The following is a 20,843-nucleotide window of genomic DNA, read 5'->3' as shown; positions in this document are numbered from 1 at the left end:
TCGAAACCGGTCAGAGAGAGACGTGAAGCCGGCGGGCACGGGCCCGCAAACCATCGCAGATGGCGCGCAGCTCTGCCTCGACCGAGCTTTGCTGACGATAGCCCAGCGCGCGGATGCGGCTGTCGTCAAGCAGGCAACCGGCTTCGGCCGGGGACCCGTCACGCACAGGGTGCAGACCGGTGGTCCGCCCCACTGCCCGGAACACGCGGCGGGCAATCTCAAGCGCACTCAACCTCTCTTTGCCCGCCACATTCAATATTGTCAGGGTCTCATCGCCGGGTTCGCTGGCTGCGACACGGCCGATGGCCGCGGCAAGGTCGCCGACCGGCAGAAATTCCCTCTCCCGGACGCCCGCGCCTTCGATCGCCAGGCGCTGGCCTTTCAACGCATCCATGACAAGTCCGGGCAACAGCTGGTCCGGTCGCTGCCCCGGTCCGACCGCATCCGCCGGGCGCAGGATTGTTGCCCGCAAGCCCTCATGTGCCGCCAGCATGACCGCTTCCTCCGCCATGGCCTTCGACACCGCATAGGGGGTCACCGGTTTCAGCGACGCGGTCTCGTTCAAGGGTCCGGTGGAGGGGCCGTAGACCTTGCTGGAACTCACGTGAATGAAGTGCTTCACCCCCTGCTCCCGCGCAATGGCCAGGAGAGTTTCCGTACCGGCCACATTCACGTCGAACATGCGCTGCCGCTCGGCGGAGGTGCCGGCCATGCCGGTTTCCGCCGCGAGGTGAACGACCGTGTCGCAGCCTTGAAGCGCCGCCGCGACATCGTGCCGGGACCGGATGTCGCCGCGCATGACCGGCAGGCCGCCGGCGTCACCGGCCGGGGCAAGGCGGCGAAAATCGGCGGCACGGGTAAAGCCGTCAAGAATCCGCGTTTCGCCGGCCTGCTCAAGCCGGGCGAGATGCCGGAAAACGCGCGCGCCGATAAAGCCGAGGCCGCCGGTCACGACCACCTTGCGCAAGGCACTGTTCTGTTTCGGAGCAAGAGGTGTCTCGCGGGGTTCCATATCGGCACAATTCCTGAAATCTGCAGTATCTGACTGCAGCTTCAGCAGAATTCATGCCAGCGGCATCGCGGGAGATCCTGTCCCGGCGTGACCGGGACTATTCCGGCTCAACGGTGAATTGAAGCGGATAGCCAAGCTTGCCCGCGGCGTCGACCGCGCGTGTCGCCTTTGTTTCGGCAACATCCTTCGGATAGACGGAGACCACGCACAAGCCCTTCTGATGAGCGGTCATCATGACCACCTCCGCCTGTGCCAGATCAAGTCCGAACTCCGCCTTCAGCACCAGAACGACGAATTCCCGCGGCGTGTAGTCGTCATTGAGCAGCAGCACCTTGTACAGCTTCGGCCGCTGCACCTTGGTGGCCTGCTTCAGTCGCGGTTTCAGATCGGTGTTGCTCATGACCACTGGCCCAATACCAAAGATAGTTGACTGGAGAACGCTTGCCGCGCCCCTCGCGCTGCTGTTCGCACACCCTAAGAGCATGCGCGAAACGGCCTCGAAAGGGTCTGCGGCACCCAACAGTATAATGCATCGCGAAATCGAAGAAAACATGACGGTGGCCGTAACGGCACTTTCATGCGGCGGGCCGGAGGCAATCTGCCCGAATTCCGGGTAGTTCCTCCCGTGACAGTTGAGTTGTCCGGCGGAAAATCCGTCGCATTCGGGCATTTCCTCCTGCGCAGCGTCCTTCCGGCAATCCGGAAACGAACGTCATGCGTAGTCTTGTGGCACCTGCCCGTCGTGTCACCACCGGAGGATGACTGGAAAATGCCCCGCTTCGACTTGCCTGACATTCGAAAACCCCTGAGGGCAGTGCTTTGCGGCCTGCTGCTCGCAGCCACTCTCACGGCGACCGATGCGCGCGCCGATCTCGCAGCAGTAGCAAGCTCTGTCCCGTCAGCCGAGCTTGTCGGCAAGGGGCGCATGACCATGTTCGGCTTCAAGGTTTTCGACGCGGAACTCTATGCGCCGGGCGGCACCTACCGCGCAGCCGACCCGTTTGCCCTGAAACTGATTTACCTGCGCAATTTCAAGGGCGGAGACATCACCGAAAGCTCGATCAAGGAGATCCGCCGCCAGGGCGGCGCAACCAGCGGGCAACTGGCCTCCTGGGAGAAGCAACTGCGGCTTATCTTGCCGAATGTCTCCAGGGGCCAGTCGCTGACCGGCGTGCGCACCTCCGGCGGGGCCACGGATTTTTACAGCGGCAGAAGAAAACTCGGCACGATCAACGACCCGGCCTTCACGAAAAAGTTCTTTGCGATCTGGCTGGGCAATTCGACACGCAATCCCCGCCTGAGGGCAAAGCTGGTCGGCGCCGGCGCGTGACGGCCGTCTCAGGTCCGGAGCAGGCTCCGTGACAGGTCAACCGGCGCGCCCGGTCACGCGATCGACCCTTGCCGCATATGGCGTCATGGCCTTTCCCCTGGCCTTTGCCGGGTTGCCGATATATCTGCACGCCCCCGACTTTTATGCCGTGACCTTGCAGCAGCCGGTCGCCGCGCTGGGCTCCGTCCTTCTGGTCCTGCGCCTGATCGATGCCTTGCAGGATCCGCTCATCGGCAGTCTCAGCGACAGATTTCATGACAGGCGCCCTGCAATCCTCGCGATTGGCGCGGTGATGCTGGGTCTGGGGTTCTGGATGCTGTTCCATCCTCCCGCCACGCTGCCGCTGCTCTGGTTCGCGGGATCGGTCCTGGTCTGCACGACAGGCTTCTCCGTGGTCTCGATCAACTACCAGGCGCTGGGCGGGCTCTGGCGGGCGCAGCCCGCCGATCGCACCCGTGTGACCGCCAGCCGGGAAGCCTTCGGTCTAGTCGGATTGCTGATCGCGGCCATCCTGCCGACCGTTCTGGCAAGCGGCGGCAGTCCGGCACGGGCCTTTCACTGGCTTGCGCTCGGATACCTCCCGGTGCTGGCCATCTGTTACGGAGTGCTTGTCCGGTGGATGCACACGGCCCCGCTCACACCACCGGAAGCGGGACGAGACGGCACGGGCTGGTGGACCCTTCTCAGGGACCGCTGGCGCGGGCTTTTCTTCGCACTCACGGGCCTGAACACCTTCGCCAGTGCCGTTCCTGCGGTGCTCGTCCTGTTTTTCATCAGGGACCGCCTGGATGCCGAAGCATATACAGGGCTGTTTCTGCTCATATATTTCCTGTCCGGCGTTCTCTCGATGCCTCTGTGGACGCGCCTTGCACGCGGGCTCGGCAAGGTGCGAGCCTGGCAGATCTCCCTCGCCGTAGCCATCCTCACCTTCAGCGGAGCGGCATTTCTGCAGCAGGGGGATCTGATCGCCTATGCGCTGGTCTGCGCGTTGTCCGGGCTCGCGCTGGGCGCCGATCTTGCGCTGCCCCCCGCGATCCTTGCCGATCACATCGAAGCCGACCGGCGTCAGGGGGAAGCCTCACGTCTGTTTTCGATCATGGCTTTCGTGTCGAAATCCGCTCTCGCTCTCGCAACCGGCCTTGCCCTGCCCCTGCTCGGGCTGTTCGGCTATCAGCCCGATGGCGTGGTCACGCCCGGCCTCGCCTTGGGGCTGAGCCTCACTTACGCAGGCATACCCTGTCTGCTCAAGCTTCTGGCGCTGGTAGGGCTGATCGTGTTCGAAAAAGACCTTGCCCTGAACAGAACCCCCGTGTGATTTTTGGAAATGTCCGTCACGACCGGTAGCACGCCATGACCTTACGACCGCCCGCAAACGCCGGATCCGCCGGCACGGACCCTCTTGCCGCTGCCCTGGAACAGGAAATCCTGAACGAGAAGGCATCGACACTTGCCAGGCTCACCGGAAAGCTGGAACGGGCACTTGCGGGCCTGAAGGAGATCGAGACGGCGGAGGGTCCGGCCGCAGGTGCGTACCAGAAGCAGCTCGCCTTGGCGGGGGAAGCGCTCTGGCACGTCAGCATCCAGCGTGAGTTGTGCGGCTTGCGTGGGCACACCGCCTTTTACGACTTCATGGGTGTACCAAAAGCGGTGCGTCTGCGCATGGGCCCGGCCAACAGCACCCTGAAGTCGCAAGAACCCGGTCAAACGCAAGGGTTGTGACCGTCATCACTTCTTTGTTGATGCCCCCGCGCTACAGCAAGGAACCTGTTGCATATTGAGAGCGGCAGTGGTCTTTTCTGGGGGCAATTTGCAGGATGAAAGAATTTCGGTGGCAATTGGCGGGCTGTGGGGGACAGCTATGGCTCGCCGGCGCGAAGGTTTGTTCCCGTCGCGTCATACACAACAATGGCAGACGCAGAACGGTCAAGATGTGCACGAAGACCCCTCAGCTTAGCTTCGCCGCCCGACTGGCGAGCACATGTCTGCTTGTCGCGATGCTGACCGGCCCGCTCGTGCTGCCGGTCGCATTCATCGGCGACGCGCTGGCGCAATCGGTCCGGGCCGTACCCGAGGGCAACCGGTACCGGTCCCAGCCGAAGATTCCCTTCGCCTCTTCCCGCCGGACCGCCGCCTCGAAATCCTCCTATGATGCCAAGTTCGACAAGGTCCTGGCCGTTCTCAAACGCGACCGGCGCCTGCTCGGATCCATCAAGCGTGTGGCTTCCCGGTACGGCATCGAGCCGATCCACCTGATCGGCGCCATTGTCGGGGAACACACCTACAATTACGACACGCTCGACAGCGCCCAGTCGTATTACGTCAAGGCGTTGTCCTATGCAGGCATCCGCTTCGAATTCGAGCTCGACGGCGAGCATGTCGACACCTTCATCGAGCGCCCCCAGTTCGACCGCTGCCGCAAGGAGCACGTTCAAAAGAGCAGCGACCGGCGCTGGTCCTGCTACGAGAATGTCTGGAACAGCAAGTTCCGGGGCCGCAAGGTCGATGGCACGCGCTTCCCGAAAAAGAACTTCAACGAAGCATTCTTCCAGCCCCTGTTTTCAGGTCAGAGCTTCGGCCTCGGGCAATTGAGTCCGCTCACGGTGCTGAAAATGACGGACCGGGTCGCCCGCCAGAGCAACTACCGGAAGCTGGAAGCCTCCAATCCCAGGGAGGTCTACAAGGCCACCATGGATCCCAACATCTCGCTGCACTACATGGCGGCGATCATCCAGGATGCCATCGCCGCCTACAAGTCCGTCGGCAAGGTCGATATCTCGGGAAATCCCGGCCTGACGGCCACGCTCTACAATCTTGGTGATCCCTGGAGCCGAGCTGCCAGGTTCCGGCGCAGCGGCCAGGCCTGGCCCCGGGAAAACTACTACGGCTGGCTGGTCAACGACCGTATCGAGGATCTGCAAGCCTTGTTGTAGGCCTCATGTCAGAAACGGGTTTGTTTCGCGTTCATGACCGATCGACGAGGCCTGTCCGTGACCGGGCAGGAACGAGACGTCATCGCCGAGCGGCAGCAGTTTTTCCTTGATGGAGCGGATCAGCGTGGCGTGATCGGCGCCCGGCAGGTCGGTACGGCCGATCGATCCGGCAAACAGCACATCTCCCGAAATCGCGAACCTGAGTTCCTTGTCGAAGAACACCAGATGGCCGGGCGAATGTCCGGGACAATGCAGCACGTCGAACTGGCGCCCGGCGATCTCGACGGTGTCGCCTTCCACCATCCAGCGGTCGGGCGTCACCGGCCTCACACCATCGACACCGAACTGCGCCGCCTGGTCGGCAACCCGTTCGATCAGCGGCCGGTCGGCTTCATGCGGGCCTTCCACGGGCACCTTCAGCGCTTCGGCCAGATCGGCGGCCCCGCCGACATGGTCGATGTGCCCGTGGGTCAGGACAATCTTTTCGACCGTGACACCCTGTTTCTCGATGGCTGCGAGAATCCGGTCGATATCGCCGCCCGGATCGACCACCGTGCCGCGCAGGGTGGCCGGGTCCCAGATCAGCGAACAGTTCTGCTGGAACGCGGACACCACGATGACCATCACCTGGATCGGCGGAAAGTCGCTGTCGCCCGGCTCGGCCATGCCGGAATTCTCGTTTTCTTGCGGCATGACTGCCTCCTTGTCGCAACTTTCAGGAGCAGTTCCCGTTACACGAAACTGTAACAAATACGGGACAACGCCACCCGGTGTCGTGTTTCTGTTCACTAGCGGCTTCACCTTGCCGCGTGCATTTCGTACAAGATGAATGGGCCTGTGAGAAGATGCCTTACACAATCGGGTAGCCGGACCTTATGACGCCAAGACTGTTGACACTGCTGATCTCCGCCGCAGCGGCTCTGCTGACCGCCACGGGTGTCATGGCGCAGCCGGGCAGGACGGCGCCCAGTTTCGAGGGGTGGACAGTCGATTGCGGCAATACCGGCGTCTGCTTTTCCTCATCCTTCACCCGCAGTCAGTCTGTCTGGGTCGATCTCCGCATCGTCCGGGACTGGCAGGCGGAAGCCCAGCCTCTCGTACGCCTGACGACCAACACGCCGCTTCCCAGTGAGGGCACCCTGCGGTTCGAGCTTGACGGCGCCGCCATCGAGGCGCTGCCGATCGAACAGCTCCGGGAAATGCAGCCGGCCGTCAAGACACCGGCCGGCTTCCGGCCGCTCGGCGGCGAAGGGTTCTGGTATCCGACCGGCCCGGCCACCACGACCCTTCTGGAGGCCATGCGCACCGGCAGGGAACTGACGGTCCACTTGCCTGCCGCCAAGGACGCCGACCCGGTCGCAATCCCCGTCCCGCTGCAAGGCGTCAAGGCAAGCCTGCTGTGGCTCGACAATCGCCAGAACCGCACCGGAACCGTGTCGGCCATCGTCGCTCCCGGCACTGACCCTGCCATGGATGCGCCCCATGCGATCGCTCTCATGAGTCCCGACCAGCTTCCACCGGAAGTCGCGGCGGTCTGGTCGGCCAACCGCCTGTGTTCCCGGATCGATCCGACCATCTTCACCAGCCTCAATGCCGTCAGGGTGCCGCTGGCCGAAGACGCCTCGCTCTACATCATCCCGTGCGGCGCGCCCACGGCCTACAACAGTCCCTACGTCGCGGTGCTGTCCGGCAAGGATGGCGCGGCCCGGCAGGTCCAAGTCGCGCGCATGTCCGAGAAGGGACCGGTCGCAACCGATCTGATCTACAACGCCAAGTGGGTCCCTGCCGATCAGCAACTGATCAGCTACTTCAAGGGCTCCGGTGTCGGTGAATGCGGCCTCTGGAACCGTTGGGTCTGGAACGGCACCGGCCTCGTGCTTCTGGAGGAGGCCACCAGAACGACATGTGACGGTACGGCACCCGACTTGTCCAATTGGTCAAGCACCTGGCCTCCCCAAAAGGCCCCGAATTAGCGCGCGGCCCAAGGATTTTCTTGCGATTTCGTCTTTTCCGACCTTATGATGATGGGGCAGCGGTTGGAGAGGGATGCGGCAAGTTTGTTTCAACCCGCTCCTGGAATGTTGATCAGGCGCACACCGTGCGCATGAGGAAAGCGACTCGACTGAGAAGGCGGGTGAGATTGGTCGTTATGTGCCATCACGGCACAGAAACTAAGGTGATTTGGTAATGCACGATGGCGATTCGGACCGGAGGTCGCGTGGTCGGCGCGGCGGCAAGCGCGAGTTTGGCGGTCCGCAAGACTTCGGCAGTGACTTTGGCGGAAGCGATTTCGGCGGTGATTTTGGCGGTGGCCGGGACGGCGGCTACCGGGGTGGACGAAGCGGTGAGTTCGGAGGCGGCCACGGCCGCGACGACAGGAATGGCGGTGGCTACGGCGGCAATCGTGACGGCGGCGGCGGCTACGGCGCCAACCGGCAAGGCGGTGGCGGCTACGGCGGCAACCGTGAAGGCGGCGGCGGATACGGCGGCAACCGTGAAGGCGGCGGCGGATACGGACAGCGCGAAGGTGGCGGTGGCTACGGCGGCAACCGCGCGGGCGGTGGCGGCTATGGCGGCAATCGTCAAGGTGGCGGCGGATACGGCAACCGCGAAGGCGGCGGCTACGGCAGCGGCGGTGGATATGGCGGCAACCGTGAAGGCGGCGGTGGCTATGGACAGCGCGAAGGCGGCGACAGCTTTCGCCAGCCGCGCCAGGACGGGCCACCGATGGAACGCGGTCCGCGTCAGTCCGGAACTGTGAAGTTCTTCAAGTCCGACAAGGGCTTCGGCTTCATCACCCCGGAAGAAGGCGACACCGACGTGTTCGTTCACATTTCGGCCGTGGAACGCTCCGGACTGTCCTCGCTCGACAGCGGCCAGCGCATCTCGTTCGAGACCGAGCCGGATCGGCGCGGCAAGGGACCCAAGGCGGTCAACCTGCAGGTTCTCGAGGAAGACGGCAGCGACGCGCCGGACACTTCGCCTGCCGGAGAATAGGCCCTGGCGGGACTGTCTTCGTGACGCAGGATTTTTCCCTTCACTTCAGGGCGCGGCATCGGCTGCGCCCTTGTTAATTTAAGGCATGTCTGCGCAGACACTGTTCACGAAGTTCCGCACCGCCTATAAGGCGCCGTACCGCGACGGTGAACATCCCCCGTTTTTACCAGGTGACTTGATGGCATCAGACGTTCCCTCCTCCCCGATCATCCGTCCGTTTCTGCCGGGCGATCTCGACCGGCTTCTGCAAATCAACAACGCTGCCGTTCCGAACGTGAACGGTCTCACCGCCGAGGAACTGCTGGACCTCATCAACGGCGCGCTAATCTGCCTTGTTGCCGAAATCGATGGCGTTCCGGCCGGTTCCCTGCTGTGCCTTGGCGACGGACTGGACTACGACAGCCGCAATTATCGCTGGCTCAGCGAGCGCGTATCCCACTTTGCCTACACGGACCGGATTTCCGTGGACGCGGACAGGCGCGGCCGCCAGATCGGCGATGCGCTCTATGCCGCGCTGTTCCGGAAGTTCGCCGGAACAGGCAGAAGTTTCATCTGCGAAGTCAACGAACGGCCGCCAAATCCGGGGTCCCTGCGTTTTCACAACCGGCTGGGATTTGAGGAGATCGGCCGCGCCGACCACGGCGACAAGGCCGTCATCTACCTGAAGCGGGCGCCCGAACCCCAGTCCGGCACCGCATCGTGAACTACCGCCACGCCTATCACGCCGGCAATATCGGCGATGTCCTGAAACACATCGTTCTGTCCCGGCTCATCGTCTATTTCCAGCGCAAGGACAAGCCCTTCCGCATCCTGGACACCCATGCAGGCATCGGCCTGTACGACCTGACGTCGGTGGAAACCCAGAAGACCGGCGAGTGGCAACAGGGCATTGCCAAGGTGCTCTCGGCGGATATCCCGGAGCCTGTCGCCGCCCTGCTGGAGCCCTGGCTCGGCGTCGTGCGTGACCTCAATCCGGACGGCAAACTCCAGTATTATCCCGGATCCCCGGTCGTCGCCCGCCGGCTGCTGCGAAAGACTGACCGTCTGACGCTGACGGAACTCCATCCGGAGGATTTCAGGGTCCTCTCGGAGCAGTTTGCCGGTGACCACCAGGTCAAGACGATCCATCTGGACGGCTGGCTGGCCATGGCCGGTTTTCTGCCCCCGAAGGAAAAGCGCGGTCTGGTTCTGATCGATCCGGCCTTTGAGGTGACGAACGAGTTCGACCGTATGGGCGATGCGCTTGTCAGGGCCTTCAGGAAGTGGCTGGGCGGGACCTATGCGCTCTGGTACCCGCTGAAAGATGTCCGGGAGATCCGCCGGATGCACGCAAGCCTCAGCGAAGCGGGCCTGCGGGATGTACTGACGCTGGAACTGAGCACCGGCAGGAGCGGCCCCGACACGAGAATGCTGGGGTCCGGCATGACCCTGGTCAATCCACCTTACACACTTGCCGATGAAATGCGGCTGGTTCTGCCTTGGCTTGCCGATGTGTTGCATCAGGGACCGGGCGCAGGCTGGAACGTTACGCAACTCATCGTCGAATAACGCGGCGACCGGTCACAATTGACCGGATCGGCGCTTGACCTTCCGACCCGCCTCCCCCATCGTCTCCACACAGTCCCCCTTCCGGAGTTTAGCCGTGCGATTTGCCCGTTTCGTCCGTTTGACCCTGTCGGCGCTGACCTTGAGCGCTAGCCTTTCGGCCCCGGCCGTTGCCGACGATCATCGTGTCTATTTTTCGTTTTCCGGCGAAAACCGGCTGCCGGTTTGCACCGCGGCTTCAGTAAAGAGCGCTGTGTCGGGCGCCATTGCCCGGGCCCGCAAGGACTACTACGGCGGCCGCACGATCCTGAGCCTCGACGAGATCAGTGAAGTCGGCTACGGGCAGAACGGTGTCAGCCCGGTGGCGCGCCGGTATTGCCGGGGCAAGGCCGGTCTTTCCGACGGCAGTTTCCAGTCGGTCCAGTACATGGTCGAGGAACACGCCGGCTTTGTCGGTGTCGGCTGGAACGTCGAAGCCTGCCTGTCACCGCTTGACACCTGGCGGGTCTATGGCGTCGGCTGCAGCACCGTGCGCCCGCACTGAGCCGCGGTTCATAGCGAAAGACCTTTCCAGATGTCGCGATCGACCCGTTGCCGGGACTTGCCGGCCTGCCTTCTGACCCTCTGCCTCCTGACCATCTGTCTGCCGATCATGCTGCTCGGCCAGCCCGCCAGGTCGGATGAAGCGGGCGATTTCGATTTCTATGTTCTGGCCCTGTCCTGGTCGCCCACCTACTGCAAGCAGGAAGGCCAGAACGCCAGCCGCCATCAATGCGACGTCAGCAATGCGTTCCGCTTTGTCGTTCACGGGCTGTGGCCGCAATACGGGCGGGGCTACCCGGAAAGCTGCTCCGGTGCGCCGCAGCGCATCGACCGCCGGATCGCCGTGTCCATGGAAGACATCATGCCGAGCCACAACCTGGTGTTTCATCAGTGGCGCAAGCATGGCACCTGCTCGGGGCTGCCGCCCGAGGAGTATTTCGACCTGACCCGCCGGGCCTATGAAAAGATCACCGTTCCCGGCGTATTTCGCACGCTCGACAAGCCGGGGAAATCAGCCCCCGCAACGGTCGAGAAGGCCTTTCGCCTCGCAAACTCCGGTTTGAGTGAAGACGGCATGGCGGTGACCTGCGACCGGGGAGAGCTCGAGGAAGTCCGGATCTGCCTCACCAGGGATCTGGAATTCCGGGCCTGCCGCGAAGTCGACCGGACCGGTTGCCGGTCCGGCAAGCTGACGGTTCCACCACCACGCCCCCGTTAAGTGCCCAGTTAGTCGCCCCAGTAAAACGCCCCTGTTAAACGCCCTCGTTAGACGTCCCAGTGAGACGTCCCCAAATGCCGCCCCTGCAGTTCTGGAGTCCGGACCATGATGATCCTTCGTTCCTCGCCCCCCTCCCCCTTTGGCCGCAAGGTCAAGATCGCCACGGCGATCCTCGGCCTGAAGGACCGTGTCACGGTCGAAGATACCAACACGGCCGATCCTTCCGACAGCATTCGCGGCCAGAATCCGCTCGGCAAGATCCCCGCGCTGATCCTGGAAAACGGCGACGTTCTATACGACAGCGCCGTCATTCTGGAGTATCTGGATTTCCTGGCTGGCGGGAACACGCTCTTTCCCGATGGCGAAGCCCGGTTTTCCGTGCTGCGCGACCAGACCCTGGCCGATGGCATCATGGATGCGGCCATCCTCCGGGTTTACGAGAAACGGTTCAAGCAACCTCAATACCGCGATCCGGCCTGGGATGCCTATCACGGCGCCAAAGTCGAACGCGGCCTGGCATATTTCGAGGAAAGAACACCGGCTATTCCATCGACCCAGGCTGACGTTACGGCCGGCACACTGACGCTCGCCTGCGCCCTTGGCTACCTCGACATGCGCTTCGGCGGCGACTGGCGACAGGGCCATCCCCGTCTGGTCGCCTGGCTGGATGCGTTCGAGGCTGCGGTTCCCGCCTTTGCCGACACGAAGCAACAGCCCGCTCCCGTGCCGGACGACGCTGCCGCGGAGCTGCGATAACCCGCCAAAAAAACCCGCTTTCATGGAAATCCATGAAAGCGGTCGGCTTCATGTGCGCAGTCTCACCTCGAATTTTCCGTCGATCGGCCAGTTGATGCCACATGAGGCGCCGCCGTCCACCCTGATCGTCTGGCCCGTCAGGAAGGCGGATGCCGACGAGATCAGAAAGATCGCCGTGCCGACAAGGTCGTCCACCCGTCCCATGCGTCCGAGCGGCGTCACCGTCTTGTTCCAGGACTGCAGGTTCGGGTCCGACCAGAGTTTTTCGGTCAGATCCGTCAGGATAAAGCCCGGCGCCAGAGAGTTCACCCGGATGCCGTGACTGCCCCATTCCAGCGCCAGCGCGCGGGTCATGCTGGACAGGCCGGATTTCGACATGCCGTAAGGCGCGACCTGGGCGAGCGAACTGAAAGTGGACAGGCTGTCGACGTTTATGATGCAGCCTTCGCCCTGCCGGATCATCTGCTTGCCGACGGCCTGCGCCATGAAGAACGCGCCGCGCAGGTTGATGTCCATGATCTTGTCGAATTCCTCGGGGGTATAGTCCACCGCCGGCTTGCGGGTGTTCACGCCCGCGCAATTGATCAAGGCATCGATCCGGCCGACGTCGGCAACGACCCTGTCGACACAGGCGGCAATCGTATCCGTGTCGCTGACGTCACAGGTTTCGAAGGTCATCCGGTTCGCCGCCGCAGCACAGGCGGTCCGCAAGGTTTCCTCATCGCGGCCCGTGATGATCACCCTCGCATAGCGCGCAGCCAGCGCCCCGGCCATCGCCAGACCGATCCCCCGGCTGCCGCCCGATACCAGGACGATCTTCTCCGATACGTCGAAAAGCTGTTCGGTCAATTCATCAACTCCCGCTACGACCGGCTTCTCAGGCCGGTGTTTGTTGCACCGAACCCGACGGTCAGTGGCTGTCGTGCGGCAACATGTGCCTGACCTTCCGGTAGGACGTCGCCATTTCGAGACAGCCCCTTTCGGCAAGCTGGCCGACATTCGCTCGGTAAAGTTCCTGCCAGGGTGTCTGGTTCTCAAGATCCGGCGGCGACCAGTTTTCGCACCTTGCGGTCCGGTCTGCCTCATCGACCAGAGCGTCGAGTGTGCGGCTGTTCAGGTCCAACCGCACCGTGTAACCGTTCTTGAGCAACGCCAGCCCGCCACCGACCGCGGCTTCCGGCGATGCGTTGAGGATCGAGGGGCTCTCGGAGGTGCCGGACTGAAGGTCCTCCGGCGTGAAGCCGTTGTTCTGATAGCGCTCCAGATAGAGCGCCGTCATCGCGGAATTGTTCGGATTGTCGAACCATTCCTGCGACCTTGATTTTAATTTGGCTGAATACCGTGAGCGATAGTCGTCCATTGCCGCCTTGCCTCTGTCAGCTGTCGGACGCCGTGGCGGCCTCCTTTTCGGAAAACACGATCCTGATGTTGTCGATGGCCCGCCTGAGATGGTCTCTCATTTCTCCGGACACCTGCTCCTTGTCCCGCAGGCGCAGGCCCTCGACGATCCGGCCATGATCGATCATCGCCTTGTCCCGCGCAGACCGGTCCCGCGCGGACAGGAACCGGACGCGCCACAGCCGTGAGTGATACTGCTTGTGGGTCTTGATCAGCGACGTGTTCTTCGTCGAGGCGACGATGGCCTCGTGAAACGACATGTCGATCTGGAAGAACTTGATCTGGTCAGGTTCCTCCACATTGGCGAGCATCATCCGGTGCTTTGCCTCGATCCTGTCGATTTCGTCCTGGCTGGCCGCGTCGCAGGCACATTCCCCGGCCAGTCCCTCCAGCGCCGACTGAACAAGCAGCAGATGGCTTACCTCGACAAACGAAGGATTTGCCACGACCGGACTTTTGGAAGGTGACATTTCGATCAGCCCCTCCGACTCCAGTACCAGCAACCCCTCGCGCAAGGGTGTCCGGCTAACGCCGAGCGCAGCCGCGGTCTCGCGTTCCGGGATGTTTTTCCCCGGCGGCAACTGCCCCAGCAGGATCTGTTCGCGCAGGACATCGGCGATTTGTTCGCCGAGCCGCTGGCGCGGCAGGGATGGAAGGTCGATCATGTTGTCTTGTTTCAATGCCACAGGCGGTCTCAACAACGGTTCGGGTTTCCGGCATTGACGAAGGGTGTCCATCAATGCCTTTATCTGCATTTGGTATACCAAGCAAAAATTTGCAGGTATAGCAATTATTGACATGTCCGCGCGTTCTCTTTAGCTGTAGAATTCGGGACTGCCCGCTGACCGGGAAAAACGGCACGGGCCCCGCGTTTTCCTGGGAGGGAACAACGGAACTGGGAGGAAGAGATCATGAAATTCACAAGTCTGGTGGCCGTCGCCGCCTTGTCCGCCGGGATTGCGACCGGCGCATCTGCAGCCGACTTCAATCTTCGCATACAGACGCATTACTCACCCGAAGCCGTTTCGGGTAAGCTCGCGCAGGAATTCATCGACAATATCGAGCGCATGTCCGGTGGCCGTGTCGAGATCGAAATGTTCTGGTCGTCGGCCGTCGTCGCGACCGTGGAAGGGTTCGACGCCGCTGCGACCGGCATCCTCGACGGCGAAATGCATGGCGGCGCTTACCAGACCGGTAAAAACCCCGCCTTCCAGTTCGTGGGCGACCCGATGGGCGGCTACGACACGCCGTGGGAGCTGTACAGCTTCTACTATTTCGGTGGCGGCAAGGAGGCTGCGAACGAGTTGTACGAGGCGCACAACATGCATCTCGTCGGCTGGTGGACCGGTGGTCAGGAAGCCATGTCCTCGTCGCGGCCCATCGCGGGACCGGAAGACCTGAAGGACTGGAAATTCCGCTCGCCTCCCGGCCTAGAAACCGAAATCTTCGCCGAACTGGGTGCATCGCCGATCGTCATCGATTTCACCGAGGTGTTCACTTCGCTTGAAACCGGCATCATTGACGGTGCCGATGCATCAAGCCTTGCGAACAATGTCGGTCTTGGACTTTATGACATCGTCGGCCACGCCACCTATCCGGGCTTCCACTCCATGCCGGTGGACCATGTAACCTTCAACCTCAACGTCTGGAACAGCTTTCCGGACGACATCAAGGCGATCATCGAAACGGCGACCCAGGCCCTGGCCTTCAAGACGTCGATGTCGATCCATATCGCCAACGAGGAAGCCGCTGCCACGCTGAAGGAACAGGGCGTGAAGCTCTATGACTGGTCGCCGGAAGACCGCGCCGAATTCCGCGCCGGCGCACAACGTGCCTGGGACGGCTGGGCCGAAAAGACGCCGGAAGCCAAGGCACTGGTCGAGGCGCACCGCGCATTCCTGCGCAGCATCGGAAAAATCCAGTAAACTTGAACGCTTGGAAAACGTGAGACCTGAACGGGCCCTTCGGGGCTCGTTTTTCTCGCTGGGTCGTTGAAACGCAAGGGAGGGCGGTGTGTCTGTTCAAGCGGAAAGCGTATGGCTGGGGCCCGCCAGAAAACCGGTCCGTATCATCATGGTGACCAGTTTTCTCGGCGCCGTGGCGATTGTCCTCGGGCTGATCCTGGGCGGATTGTTTTTCGGCGCCGAATTCGACATGAAGCAGGTCCTGTCGCCGACGCAGACGCCGACCGTGCTCGCGATGCTGATCCTGGCAACGATTGCCCTGCTTTCGGCCGGCATCTATCTGTCCGACACGCGCGGTGTGATCGAGTCCGAGCCCTCCGGTTTCTTCGACATCGTCAGTCTGATATGCGCCCGCCTGGCCATGATGGCGACCGCCGGCATCGTGCTGGTCATGTTCTTCGAAGTCATCTCTCGCTATGTTTTCTCGAAACCGACACTCTGGGCAAATGAGCTGTCCCTGTGGATCGCGGGCATCGTTTTCCTGCTCGCGGGCCTCTATGCGATGCAGCAGCGCAGCCACATTCGCATCTTCATCATCTACGACCTGTTTCCCCGCTGGCTCCAGAAGCTTTCGGATGTGATTTCGGTCTTTCTGATCTGGGTCTTTACATCTTTGCTGATCTGGGGCGGCTACAACGAGGCCGTGGCCAAGTTCTTCCGGTGGGAAACGTTCGGAACCGCCTGGGATCCGCCAATTCCCGCCACCATCAAGCCCGCGATCCTGATCATCGTGCTTCTGGTGGCCATCCAGGCCCTGTCCAACCTGATCGCCGATTGGAACAAGGCTCCGGAAGTTCACCTTCCGGTCGACGAAATTGACGAGCATGAGATCGAACTCATTCGCAAGAATTTGGAGGGCTAGCCGAATGGACGTCGGAACGATTTCACTACTCCTGCTGCTCGGCCTGTTCCTGCTGCTGGCCATGGGCATGCCGCTTGGTTTCGCTTCGGCCACCCTCGCCGGCGCTGTCCTTGTGCTGAAATTCGGACCGGACCTGCTGTTCCGGGATTTCGGGCGCGGGCCTCTGGCTGTCCTCGGCCAGGCGATCTACCGGCAGATGACGAATTATGTCCTGATATCTGTTCCCCTGTTCATATTCATGGCGGCGCTGCTGGAACGCAGCGGCATCGCCAAGGACATGTACTCCTCGCTCAACGTGTGGCTCAGCCGGACCCGGGGCGGCATTGCGATCGTGACCTCGATCATGGCCGTGATCATGGCGGCGATGTCCGGCATCATCGGCGGGGAAGTCGTCCTGCTCGGGTTGATCGCCCTGCCGCAGATGCTCCGCCTCGGCTACAACCAGAACCTCGCCATCGGCACGATCTGCGCCAGCGGGTCGCTGGGCACAATGATTCCGCCTTCAATCGTTCTGATTTTCTATGGCCTTGTCACGGAAACCTCGATCAAGGCGCTGTTCACGGCCTCGTTCCTGCCGGGTTTCATGCTGGCCTCGTTCTTCCTGATCTACATCATCGTCCGGACGCAACTGAACCCGGACCAGGCGCCCTTGCCCGAACCTGATCCGAACGACCCGCCCGGCAAGGAAAAAGCGTTCCTGTTTGCCGGCTTCATGACCGTGATCGTCCTTGCGACCACAGTCCTGCTGCTGGTGCGCACCCTGTTTCTCACCGCCACCGGAGCGAATGCCGTCACCGAAGGCGTTGACCCGGTCACCTGGGGCATGGTGTCGGACCTGCCGTATCAGGCCGGCATACTGATAGCCGGGTTCCTGCTGATCGCATTCGTCTTCGGCCGCGACAGGATCCGGCTGGGATGGGAGATGGGCAAGGGCCTCGTTGCCCCCCTGGTCGTCATCGGCGTCGTTCTCGGGTCGATCTACGGTGGCATCACCGGCATCACCGAGGCCGCCGCGATGGGTGTGGTCGCGGTCTTCGTGATTTCCGTTCTGCGCGGTGAAATGAGCCTGAACGTTCTGCTGGACTCCCTGATGCGCACGATGAAATCCACCGGCACCATAATCTGGGTAACGGTGGGCGCCGCAGCGCTCGCTGCCGCATACACGCTCGCCGGCGGTCCGGCCTATGTCGCCAATCTGATTGTCGGAACCGAGCTGCCGACGATGGGCATCATTCTGGTGATGATGGTGGTCTTCCTGATCATGGGGATGTTCATGGACTGGGTCGGCATCGTTTTGCTGATCATGCCCGTCTTCCTGCCGATCGTCCTGGCAATGCCCGTTGAGGAACTCGGCTTCCTCGGCAATGTGGAGCCCAAACACGTCGCAATCTGGTTCGGTGTGGTGTTCACCATGAACATGCAGGTCAGCTTCCTGTCGCCGCCCTTCGGCCCGGCAGCGTTCTATCTGAAGTCGGTCGCCCCGCCACACATCTCGCTGACCGACATCTTCAAGGGCTTCCTGCCCTTCATCGCCATACAGCTTCTGGCCCTGCTGGTCCTGCTGACATGGCCGAACCTGGTCTCGGTGTTCCTATGAGGTCCGGCTCCCCGACAGGGAGCCGCGCCCGCGTGCCTTGAGGAGCCGGCGGCCGCTGACCATCGCCTGACCGAAGTCCTTCTGTGCCATCAGGAACGCGGGAACCAGGAGCAGCACGAGGAACAGGCCGAAGCCGAGCCCGTAGGCCAGCGTGATCACGGTGGGCAGCAGGAATTGCGCCTGACGGCTGGTTTCGAACAGCAGCGGGGCCAGGCCGAACACCGTCGTCGCCGTTGTCAGCACCACGGCACGCAGACGGTCGCAGACACCGTTCACCACCGCCTGGCGGAACGGATGGTCCCGGGCGTATTCGTCGATCGTCGTGACCAGCACGATGCTGTCGTTGATGATGATCCCCGCCATGCCGATAAAGCCGACCACCGAGAACATCGACAGCGGAATGCCGTGGAGGTAATGCCCCCAGATCATGCCGACGCAACCAAAGGGGATGATCAGCATGATCATCAGGGGCCGAGTCCAGGATTCGAAGATCCAGCACAAAACCAGATAGATTCCGGCCAGGCACAGGGCAAAGCCGATCATGGCATCCGACAGGAAGGACTGCTCCTGCTCTGCCAGACCGCTCATCTCGCTTTCCACATCGAACTCCGAGGCAAGCTGAGGCAGCAGTTCGTCCTGCAACAGCGCCGTGACCCGCGCGGCCGCCTCCGGATCGTCCTCCGAGACGTCACCGGTCACACGCAGGGTTCTCAGGCCATCGCTCCGGCGCACGGAGGCAAAACCGTAATTGCTGTCGATCCGCACGATTTCGCTTAAGGAGACATAGGTGCCCGCATTCGTGCGCACCCGGGTCGTGTACAGGAAAGAAGCGTCGGCTTCCTCGTCGGGCATCAGCACCTTGACCTTGGCCGTTCGTCGTCCCACCGGAAACTCGGCGACTTCGATGCCCTCCAGCCGGTTGCGCAGGATCTTGGCGACATCGTCGGTCGTGAAACCGAGCGCCTCGCCTCGCGGCGTCAGCGTCAGGCTGAGCTCCGGCTTGTCGTAGGAAAGTGTGTCCTCCAGCGCGCTGACGCCGTCCAGCGGCGCCAGCGACTGCTTGAGGCTTTCGGCGGCTGCCTTCAGGTTCTCGGTCGCGCTGCCATAGAGCTTGACGTCGATCGCGTCACCGCCCGGGCCTGAGCGCTCCCCGCGAACGGCCAGCGTTTCCAGCAAGGGCGGCTTCCGGATCTCTCCGCGCCAGTCACCGATGAACTGGAAGGCGGAATAGGGGCGAAGATCCGGGTCCAGAAGTTCGATCGAGATCCCTCCGAGCTGGTCGACATCCTTCGTGTCGGCCCCGCTCAGGCCACGCCCGGCGGTGGCGCCGACCGTGGACAGGGTAAACAGAACCGGTTCCGCCCCGTATTCTTCCGCGTAGCGCGCGTTGACGGTATCCAGCGCCCGTTCCATCTCGGCGATCATCGCCTTCGTGTCCTCACGCTCCGCTCCCGGCATCATGGCAATGCTGGCGGACACCACGGCACGCTCCGGCGCATTGAAAAACCGCCAGCGCACGCTGCCGTCGAAAAACAGCGACACGGACAGGGCAAGGATCATCACCGCCAGACCGATGGCGGGATAACGCAGCTGGATGACCCGGCCGATGCCCGGTCTGAACGCGGTTTCCCGGAACCAGACGAACCCCCGGTTGAAGGCCCTGTTGGGCCAGTCGTACCAGCGCGGTTTCTTGCTCGCGGACAGGGCGTGGTTCATATGCGCGGGCAGGATCAGGAACGATTCTATCAGGCTCGCGATCAGCACCACCGCAACGGTGAACGGAATGTCGGCGACCAGGCTGCCGAACCGCCCTCCGATCGCGGTCAGTCCGATAAAGGCAATCAGGGTGGTGATCGAGGCGCTGAACACCGGCGCCGTCATGCGCCGCGCCGCAAGGCTCGCCGCCTCGGCCGGCGAATGGCCCCGCCGGTGCAGGAAGTCCGCGTGTTCCCCCACCACGATGGCGTCGTCCACGACGATGCCGAGGCAGATGATCAGCGCAAACACGGAGATCATGTTGAGGGTCAGCCCGAAGGCATACATCAGGCCGATGGTCGCCGCCATGGCCACGGGAATACCGGCAGCAACCCAGAAGGCGGTGCGCGACGACAGGAACAGGAACAGGAACGCCAGCACGAGACCGAGCCCGAACGCCCCGTTCTCGATCAGGATGTCCATGCGGTCGATGATCGCCTGGGAGCGCGTGTTGGTCAGTTGGACCACGACCCCCTCGGGCAGGGTCCCCTGGAACTCCGCGGTGATCCTCTCGACGGCGCGCTGGATCGCAATGGTATCGCCCTGCGCGCTCCGGTCGACCCGCAGCACCACCGCCGGCATGCCCTTGTGATAATAGGCCCGTCCGCTTTCCACACCCTCGGTCACGATGTCCGCGACGGACCGCAATTGCAGCTTTTCGCCCTGGGAAGGGGCTTTGACGACGATCTCGCCGAGTTCCTGCTCGGAGCGGCGCGCCTGTCCGGTTCTGAGCCGGGCACCTCTGCCGCTGATATCACCGGCGGGTGTGGTTTCCATCTCGGCGGAAACGGTCTCGGCGATTTCGGCGAGGGTCAGATCATGCCGTACCAGCATGCTTTCACCCACATTGACCCGGATGATCGGATCCGCCAGACCCTGGATCGACACCCGCGTCACGTCCTGCCGGAACAGGACCGTCTGCAGATCCTCCGCGAAACGCGCGAGCTGATCGATATCCACCGGGCCGTAGATGACCACATCGGTGACCCGGTCCCGGTAGACGCTGCGCGAAATTTCCGGTTCCTCGACACCTTCCGGCAGGCTGGAACGGGCCTGGTCCACCGCCGCCTTGACCTCGTCCGTGGCCTGGCCCATGTCCCAGCCGTCCTCGAACTCAAGTTCGATGCTGGCCTTGCCCTCGCGGGAGATCGAGGTTGCCTCGTCAACCCCGTTGATCGCCAGCAGCTGCGGGCCGAGAATCTCGACCACCGACCGGTCCATGTCCTCCGGCCCGGCACCGGGCCAGCTGATCTCGACATCGACTTCCTCGCGCACGAAATCGGGGAAGAACTGCGTTCGGATCTGTGTTCCCGCCGCCACCCCGCTCAGCAGCATCAGCGCAAGCAGCAGGTTCGCGGCGGTCTTGTGCCGCACCATGTAATCCAGCAATGAAGCAAATTGAGAGCCGCCAGGAGAACGCATTTCAAAACACTCCA

At 62.6% G+C, this 20,843-nt stretch carries 20 protein-coding genes and 1 pseudogene; 14 read left to right on the top strand and 7 right to left on the bottom strand.

The features are described 5' to 3' along the window. Positions 1–10 precede the first annotated feature (10 nt). Together AC0VX3_RS09070 and clpS are read right to left on the bottom strand one after the other, a co-directional pair. The gene (locus AC0VX3_RS09070; RefSeq protein ID WP_475524433.1) at positions 11–1,012 is read right to left on the bottom strand and encodes an NAD-dependent epimerase/dehydratase family protein; all 1,002 of its coding nucleotides are present in this window, start codon (positions 1,010–1,012) and stop codon (positions 11–13) included. Positions 1,013–1,109: 97 nt separating this feature from the next. Beyond that, positions 1,110–1,412 (bottom strand): ATP-dependent Clp protease adapter ClpS, encoded by a 303-nt coding sequence (gene clpS / locus AC0VX3_RS09065; protein ID WP_342895368.1) that lies wholly within the window; start codon positions 1,410–1,412, stop codon positions 1,110–1,112. Between the two features lie 369 nt (positions 1,413–1,781). Between clpS and AC0VX3_RS09060 the strand changes: the two genes are divergently transcribed. The 4 genes from AC0VX3_RS09060 (at position 1,782) to AC0VX3_RS09045 (ending at position 5,272) form a co-directional block, all read left to right on the top strand. Continuing rightward, complete coding sequence (locus tag AC0VX3_RS09060; RefSeq protein ID WP_475524432.1) at positions 1,782–2,342, top strand: chalcone isomerase family protein; 561 nt, start codon at positions 1,782–1,784, stop codon at positions 2,340–2,342. Between the two features lie 28 nt (positions 2,343–2,370). Then, positions 2,371–3,657, top strand: coding sequence for an MFS transporter (locus tag AC0VX3_RS09055; RefSeq protein WP_475524431.1), 1,287 nt, complete (start codon positions 2,371–2,373; stop codon positions 3,655–3,657). A gap of 35 nt (positions 3,658–3,692) precedes the next feature. Further along, the gene (locus AC0VX3_RS09050) at positions 3,693–4,061 is read left to right on the top strand and encodes a DUF6665 family protein (protein WP_475524430.1); all 369 of its coding nucleotides are present in this window, start codon (positions 3,693–3,695) and stop codon (positions 4,059–4,061) included. A gap of 275 nt (positions 4,062–4,336) precedes the next feature. Next, positions 4,337–5,272, top strand: coding sequence for a DUF1402 family protein (locus AC0VX3_RS09045; RefSeq protein WP_342895518.1), 936 nt, complete (start codon positions 4,337–4,339; stop codon positions 5,270–5,272). Positions 5,273–5,275: 3 nt separating this feature from the next. On the opposite strand, the gene AC0VX3_RS09040 is transcribed toward AC0VX3_RS09045, so the two are convergent. Then, a complete protein-coding gene (locus tag AC0VX3_RS09040; protein WP_342895519.1) occupies positions 5,276–5,938 on the bottom strand; it encodes an MBL fold metallo-hydrolase in 663 nt (220 codons plus the stop codon). Between the two features lie 209 nt (positions 5,939–6,147). On the opposite strand from AC0VX3_RS09040, the gene AC0VX3_RS09035 reads away from it, so the two are divergent. The 7 genes from AC0VX3_RS09035 (at position 6,148) to AC0VX3_RS09005 (ending at position 11,831) form a co-directional block, all read left to right on the top strand. Next, positions 6,148–7,245, top strand: a complete 1,098-nt coding sequence (locus AC0VX3_RS09035) for a DUF1176 domain-containing protein (protein ID WP_475524429.1) — start codon at positions 6,148–6,150, stop codon at positions 7,243–7,245. A gap of 214 nt (positions 7,246–7,459) precedes the next feature. Further along, positions 7,460–8,269, top strand: coding sequence for a cold-shock protein (locus AC0VX3_RS09030; protein WP_475524428.1), 810 nt, complete (start codon positions 7,460–7,462; stop codon positions 8,267–8,269). Between the two features lie 178 nt (positions 8,270–8,447). Beyond that, positions 8,448–8,972 carry a GNAT family N-acetyltransferase gene (locus tag AC0VX3_RS09025; protein ID WP_475524427.1) on the top strand — a complete coding sequence of 175 codons (525 nt, stop codon included), beginning with the start codon at positions 8,448–8,450 and terminating at the stop codon, positions 8,970–8,972. Continuing rightward, the gene (locus tag AC0VX3_RS09020; protein ID WP_475524426.1) at positions 8,969–9,817 is read left to right on the top strand and encodes a 23S rRNA (adenine(2030)-N(6))-methyltransferase RlmJ; all 849 of its coding nucleotides are present in this window, start codon (positions 8,969–8,971) and stop codon (positions 9,815–9,817) included. Before AC0VX3_RS09025 ends, AC0VX3_RS09020 begins: the two co-directional genes overlap by 4 nt. A 94-nt stretch (positions 9,818–9,911) precedes the next feature. Then, the gene (locus AC0VX3_RS09015; RefSeq protein WP_348149894.1) at positions 9,912–10,358 is read left to right on the top strand and encodes a cytoplasmic protein; all 447 of its coding nucleotides are present in this window, start codon (positions 9,912–9,914) and stop codon (positions 10,356–10,358) included. A gap of 30 nt (positions 10,359–10,388) precedes the next feature. Beyond that, the gene (locus AC0VX3_RS09010; protein ID WP_475524425.1) at positions 10,389–11,075 is read left to right on the top strand and encodes a ribonuclease T2 family protein; all 687 of its coding nucleotides are present in this window, start codon (positions 10,389–10,391) and stop codon (positions 11,073–11,075) included. Positions 11,076–11,180: 105 nt separating this feature from the next. Further along, a complete protein-coding gene (locus AC0VX3_RS09005; protein ID WP_475524424.1) occupies positions 11,181–11,831 on the top strand; it encodes a glutathione S-transferase family protein in 651 nt (216 codons plus the stop codon). 48 nt (positions 11,832–11,879) lie between these two features. Here the strand turns inward: AC0VX3_RS09005 and AC0VX3_RS09000 are convergent, their stop codons facing one another. The 3 genes and pseudogenes from AC0VX3_RS09000 to AC0VX3_RS08990 all read right to left on the bottom strand — a co-directional run bounded on the left by AC0VX3_RS09000 (position 11,880) and on the right by AC0VX3_RS08990 (position 13,894). Continuing rightward, positions 11,880–12,680, bottom strand: a complete 801-nt coding sequence (locus AC0VX3_RS09000) for an SDR family NAD(P)-dependent oxidoreductase (RefSeq protein WP_475524423.1) — start codon at positions 12,678–12,680, stop codon at positions 11,880–11,882. A 61-nt stretch (positions 12,681–12,741) separates the two neighbouring features. Further along, positions 12,742–13,053, bottom strand: a pseudogene (locus AC0VX3_RS08995) (dihydroxy-acid dehydratase); the annotation flags it as partial. 154 nt (positions 13,054–13,207) lie between these two features. Beyond that, entirely contained in the window at positions 13,208–13,894 is a 687-nt protein-coding gene (locus tag AC0VX3_RS08990) for a GntR family transcriptional regulator (protein ID WP_475524422.1), read from the bottom strand. A 246-nt stretch (positions 13,895–14,140) separates the two neighbouring features. Here AC0VX3_RS08990 and AC0VX3_RS08985 point away from each other — a divergent pair, with 246 nt between their 5' ends. The 3 genes from AC0VX3_RS08985 to AC0VX3_RS08975 all read left to right on the top strand — a co-directional run bounded on the left by AC0VX3_RS08985 (position 14,141) and on the right by AC0VX3_RS08975 (position 17,652). Beyond that, positions 14,141–15,154, top strand: coding sequence for a TRAP transporter substrate-binding protein (locus tag AC0VX3_RS08985; RefSeq protein WP_475524421.1), 1,014 nt, complete (start codon positions 14,141–14,143; stop codon positions 15,152–15,154). Positions 15,155–15,242: 88 nt separating this feature from the next. Further along, positions 15,243–16,055, top strand: a complete 813-nt coding sequence (locus tag AC0VX3_RS08980) for a TRAP transporter small permease subunit (protein WP_475524420.1) — start codon at positions 15,243–15,245, stop codon at positions 16,053–16,055. A 4-nt stretch (positions 16,056–16,059) separates the two neighbouring features. Then, positions 16,060–17,652 (top strand): TRAP transporter large permease, encoded by a 1,593-nt coding sequence (locus AC0VX3_RS08975; RefSeq protein ID WP_475524419.1) that lies wholly within the window; start codon positions 16,060–16,062, stop codon positions 17,650–17,652. Here AC0VX3_RS08975 and AC0VX3_RS08970 read toward each other — a convergent pair. Then, positions 17,647–20,829: an efflux RND transporter permease subunit gene (locus AC0VX3_RS08970; RefSeq protein WP_475524418.1), complete on the bottom strand. Its 3,183-nt coding sequence runs from the start codon at positions 20,827–20,829 to the stop codon at positions 17,647–17,649. The genes AC0VX3_RS08975 and AC0VX3_RS08970 overlap by 6 nt on opposite strands. Positions 20,830–20,843: the final 14 nt, after the last annotated feature.

This window comes from Roseibium sp. QJM3NY_11 (assembly GCF_056173175.1).
The sequence above is the reverse complement of the archived record's forward strand: the minus strand, read 5'-3'. Positions and strand labels throughout refer to the sequence as shown.

Bases quoted from the DNA above. Each gene is read 5' to 3' on its own strand.
- AC0VX3_RS09070 (WP_475524433.1), bottom strand. From the start codon at position 1,012: ATGGAACCCCGCGAGACACCTCTTGCTCCGAAACAGAACAGTGCCTTG.
- clpS (WP_342895368.1), bottom strand. From the start codon at position 1,412: ATGAGCAACACCGATCTGAAACCGCGACTGAAGCAGGCCACCAAGGTG.
- AC0VX3_RS09060 (WP_475524432.1), top strand. From the start codon at position 1,782: ATGCCCCGCTTCGACTTGCCTGACATTCGAAAACCCCTGAGGGCAGTG.
- AC0VX3_RS09050 (WP_475524430.1), top strand. From the start codon at position 3,693: ATGACCTTACGACCGCCCGCAAACGCCGGATCCGCCGGCACGGACCCT.
- AC0VX3_RS09045 (WP_342895518.1), top strand. From the start codon at position 4,337: ATGCTGACCGGCCCGCTCGTGCTGCCGGTCGCATTCATCGGCGACGCG.
- AC0VX3_RS09040 (WP_342895519.1), bottom strand. From the start codon at position 5,938: ATGGCCGAGCCGGGCGACAGCGACTTTCCGCCGATCCAGGTGATGGTC.
- AC0VX3_RS09035 (WP_475524429.1), top strand. From the start codon at position 6,148: ATGACGCCAAGACTGTTGACACTGCTGATCTCCGCCGCAGCGGCTCTG.
- AC0VX3_RS09030 (WP_475524428.1), top strand. From the start codon at position 7,460: ATGCACGATGGCGATTCGGACCGGAGGTCGCGTGGTCGGCGCGGCGGC.
- AC0VX3_RS09025 (WP_475524427.1), top strand. From the start codon at position 8,448: ATGGCATCAGACGTTCCCTCCTCCCCGATCATCCGTCCGTTTCTGCCG.
- AC0VX3_RS09010 (WP_475524425.1), top strand. From the start codon at position 10,389: ATGTCGCGATCGACCCGTTGCCGGGACTTGCCGGCCTGCCTTCTGACC.
- AC0VX3_RS09005 (WP_475524424.1), top strand. From the start codon at position 11,181: ATGATGATCCTTCGTTCCTCGCCCCCCTCCCCCTTTGGCCGCAAGGTC.
- AC0VX3_RS08990 (WP_475524422.1), bottom strand. From the start codon at position 13,894: ATGATCGACCTTCCATCCCTGCCGCGCCAGCGGCTCGGCGAACAAATC.
- AC0VX3_RS08985 (WP_475524421.1), top strand. From the start codon at position 14,141: ATGAAATTCACAAGTCTGGTGGCCGTCGCCGCCTTGTCCGCCGGGATT.
- AC0VX3_RS08975 (WP_475524419.1), top strand. From the start codon at position 16,060: ATGGACGTCGGAACGATTTCACTACTCCTGCTGCTCGGCCTGTTCCTG.
- AC0VX3_RS08970 (WP_475524418.1), bottom strand. From the start codon at position 20,829: ATGCGTTCTCCTGGCGGCTCTCAATTTGCTTCATTGCTGGATTACATG.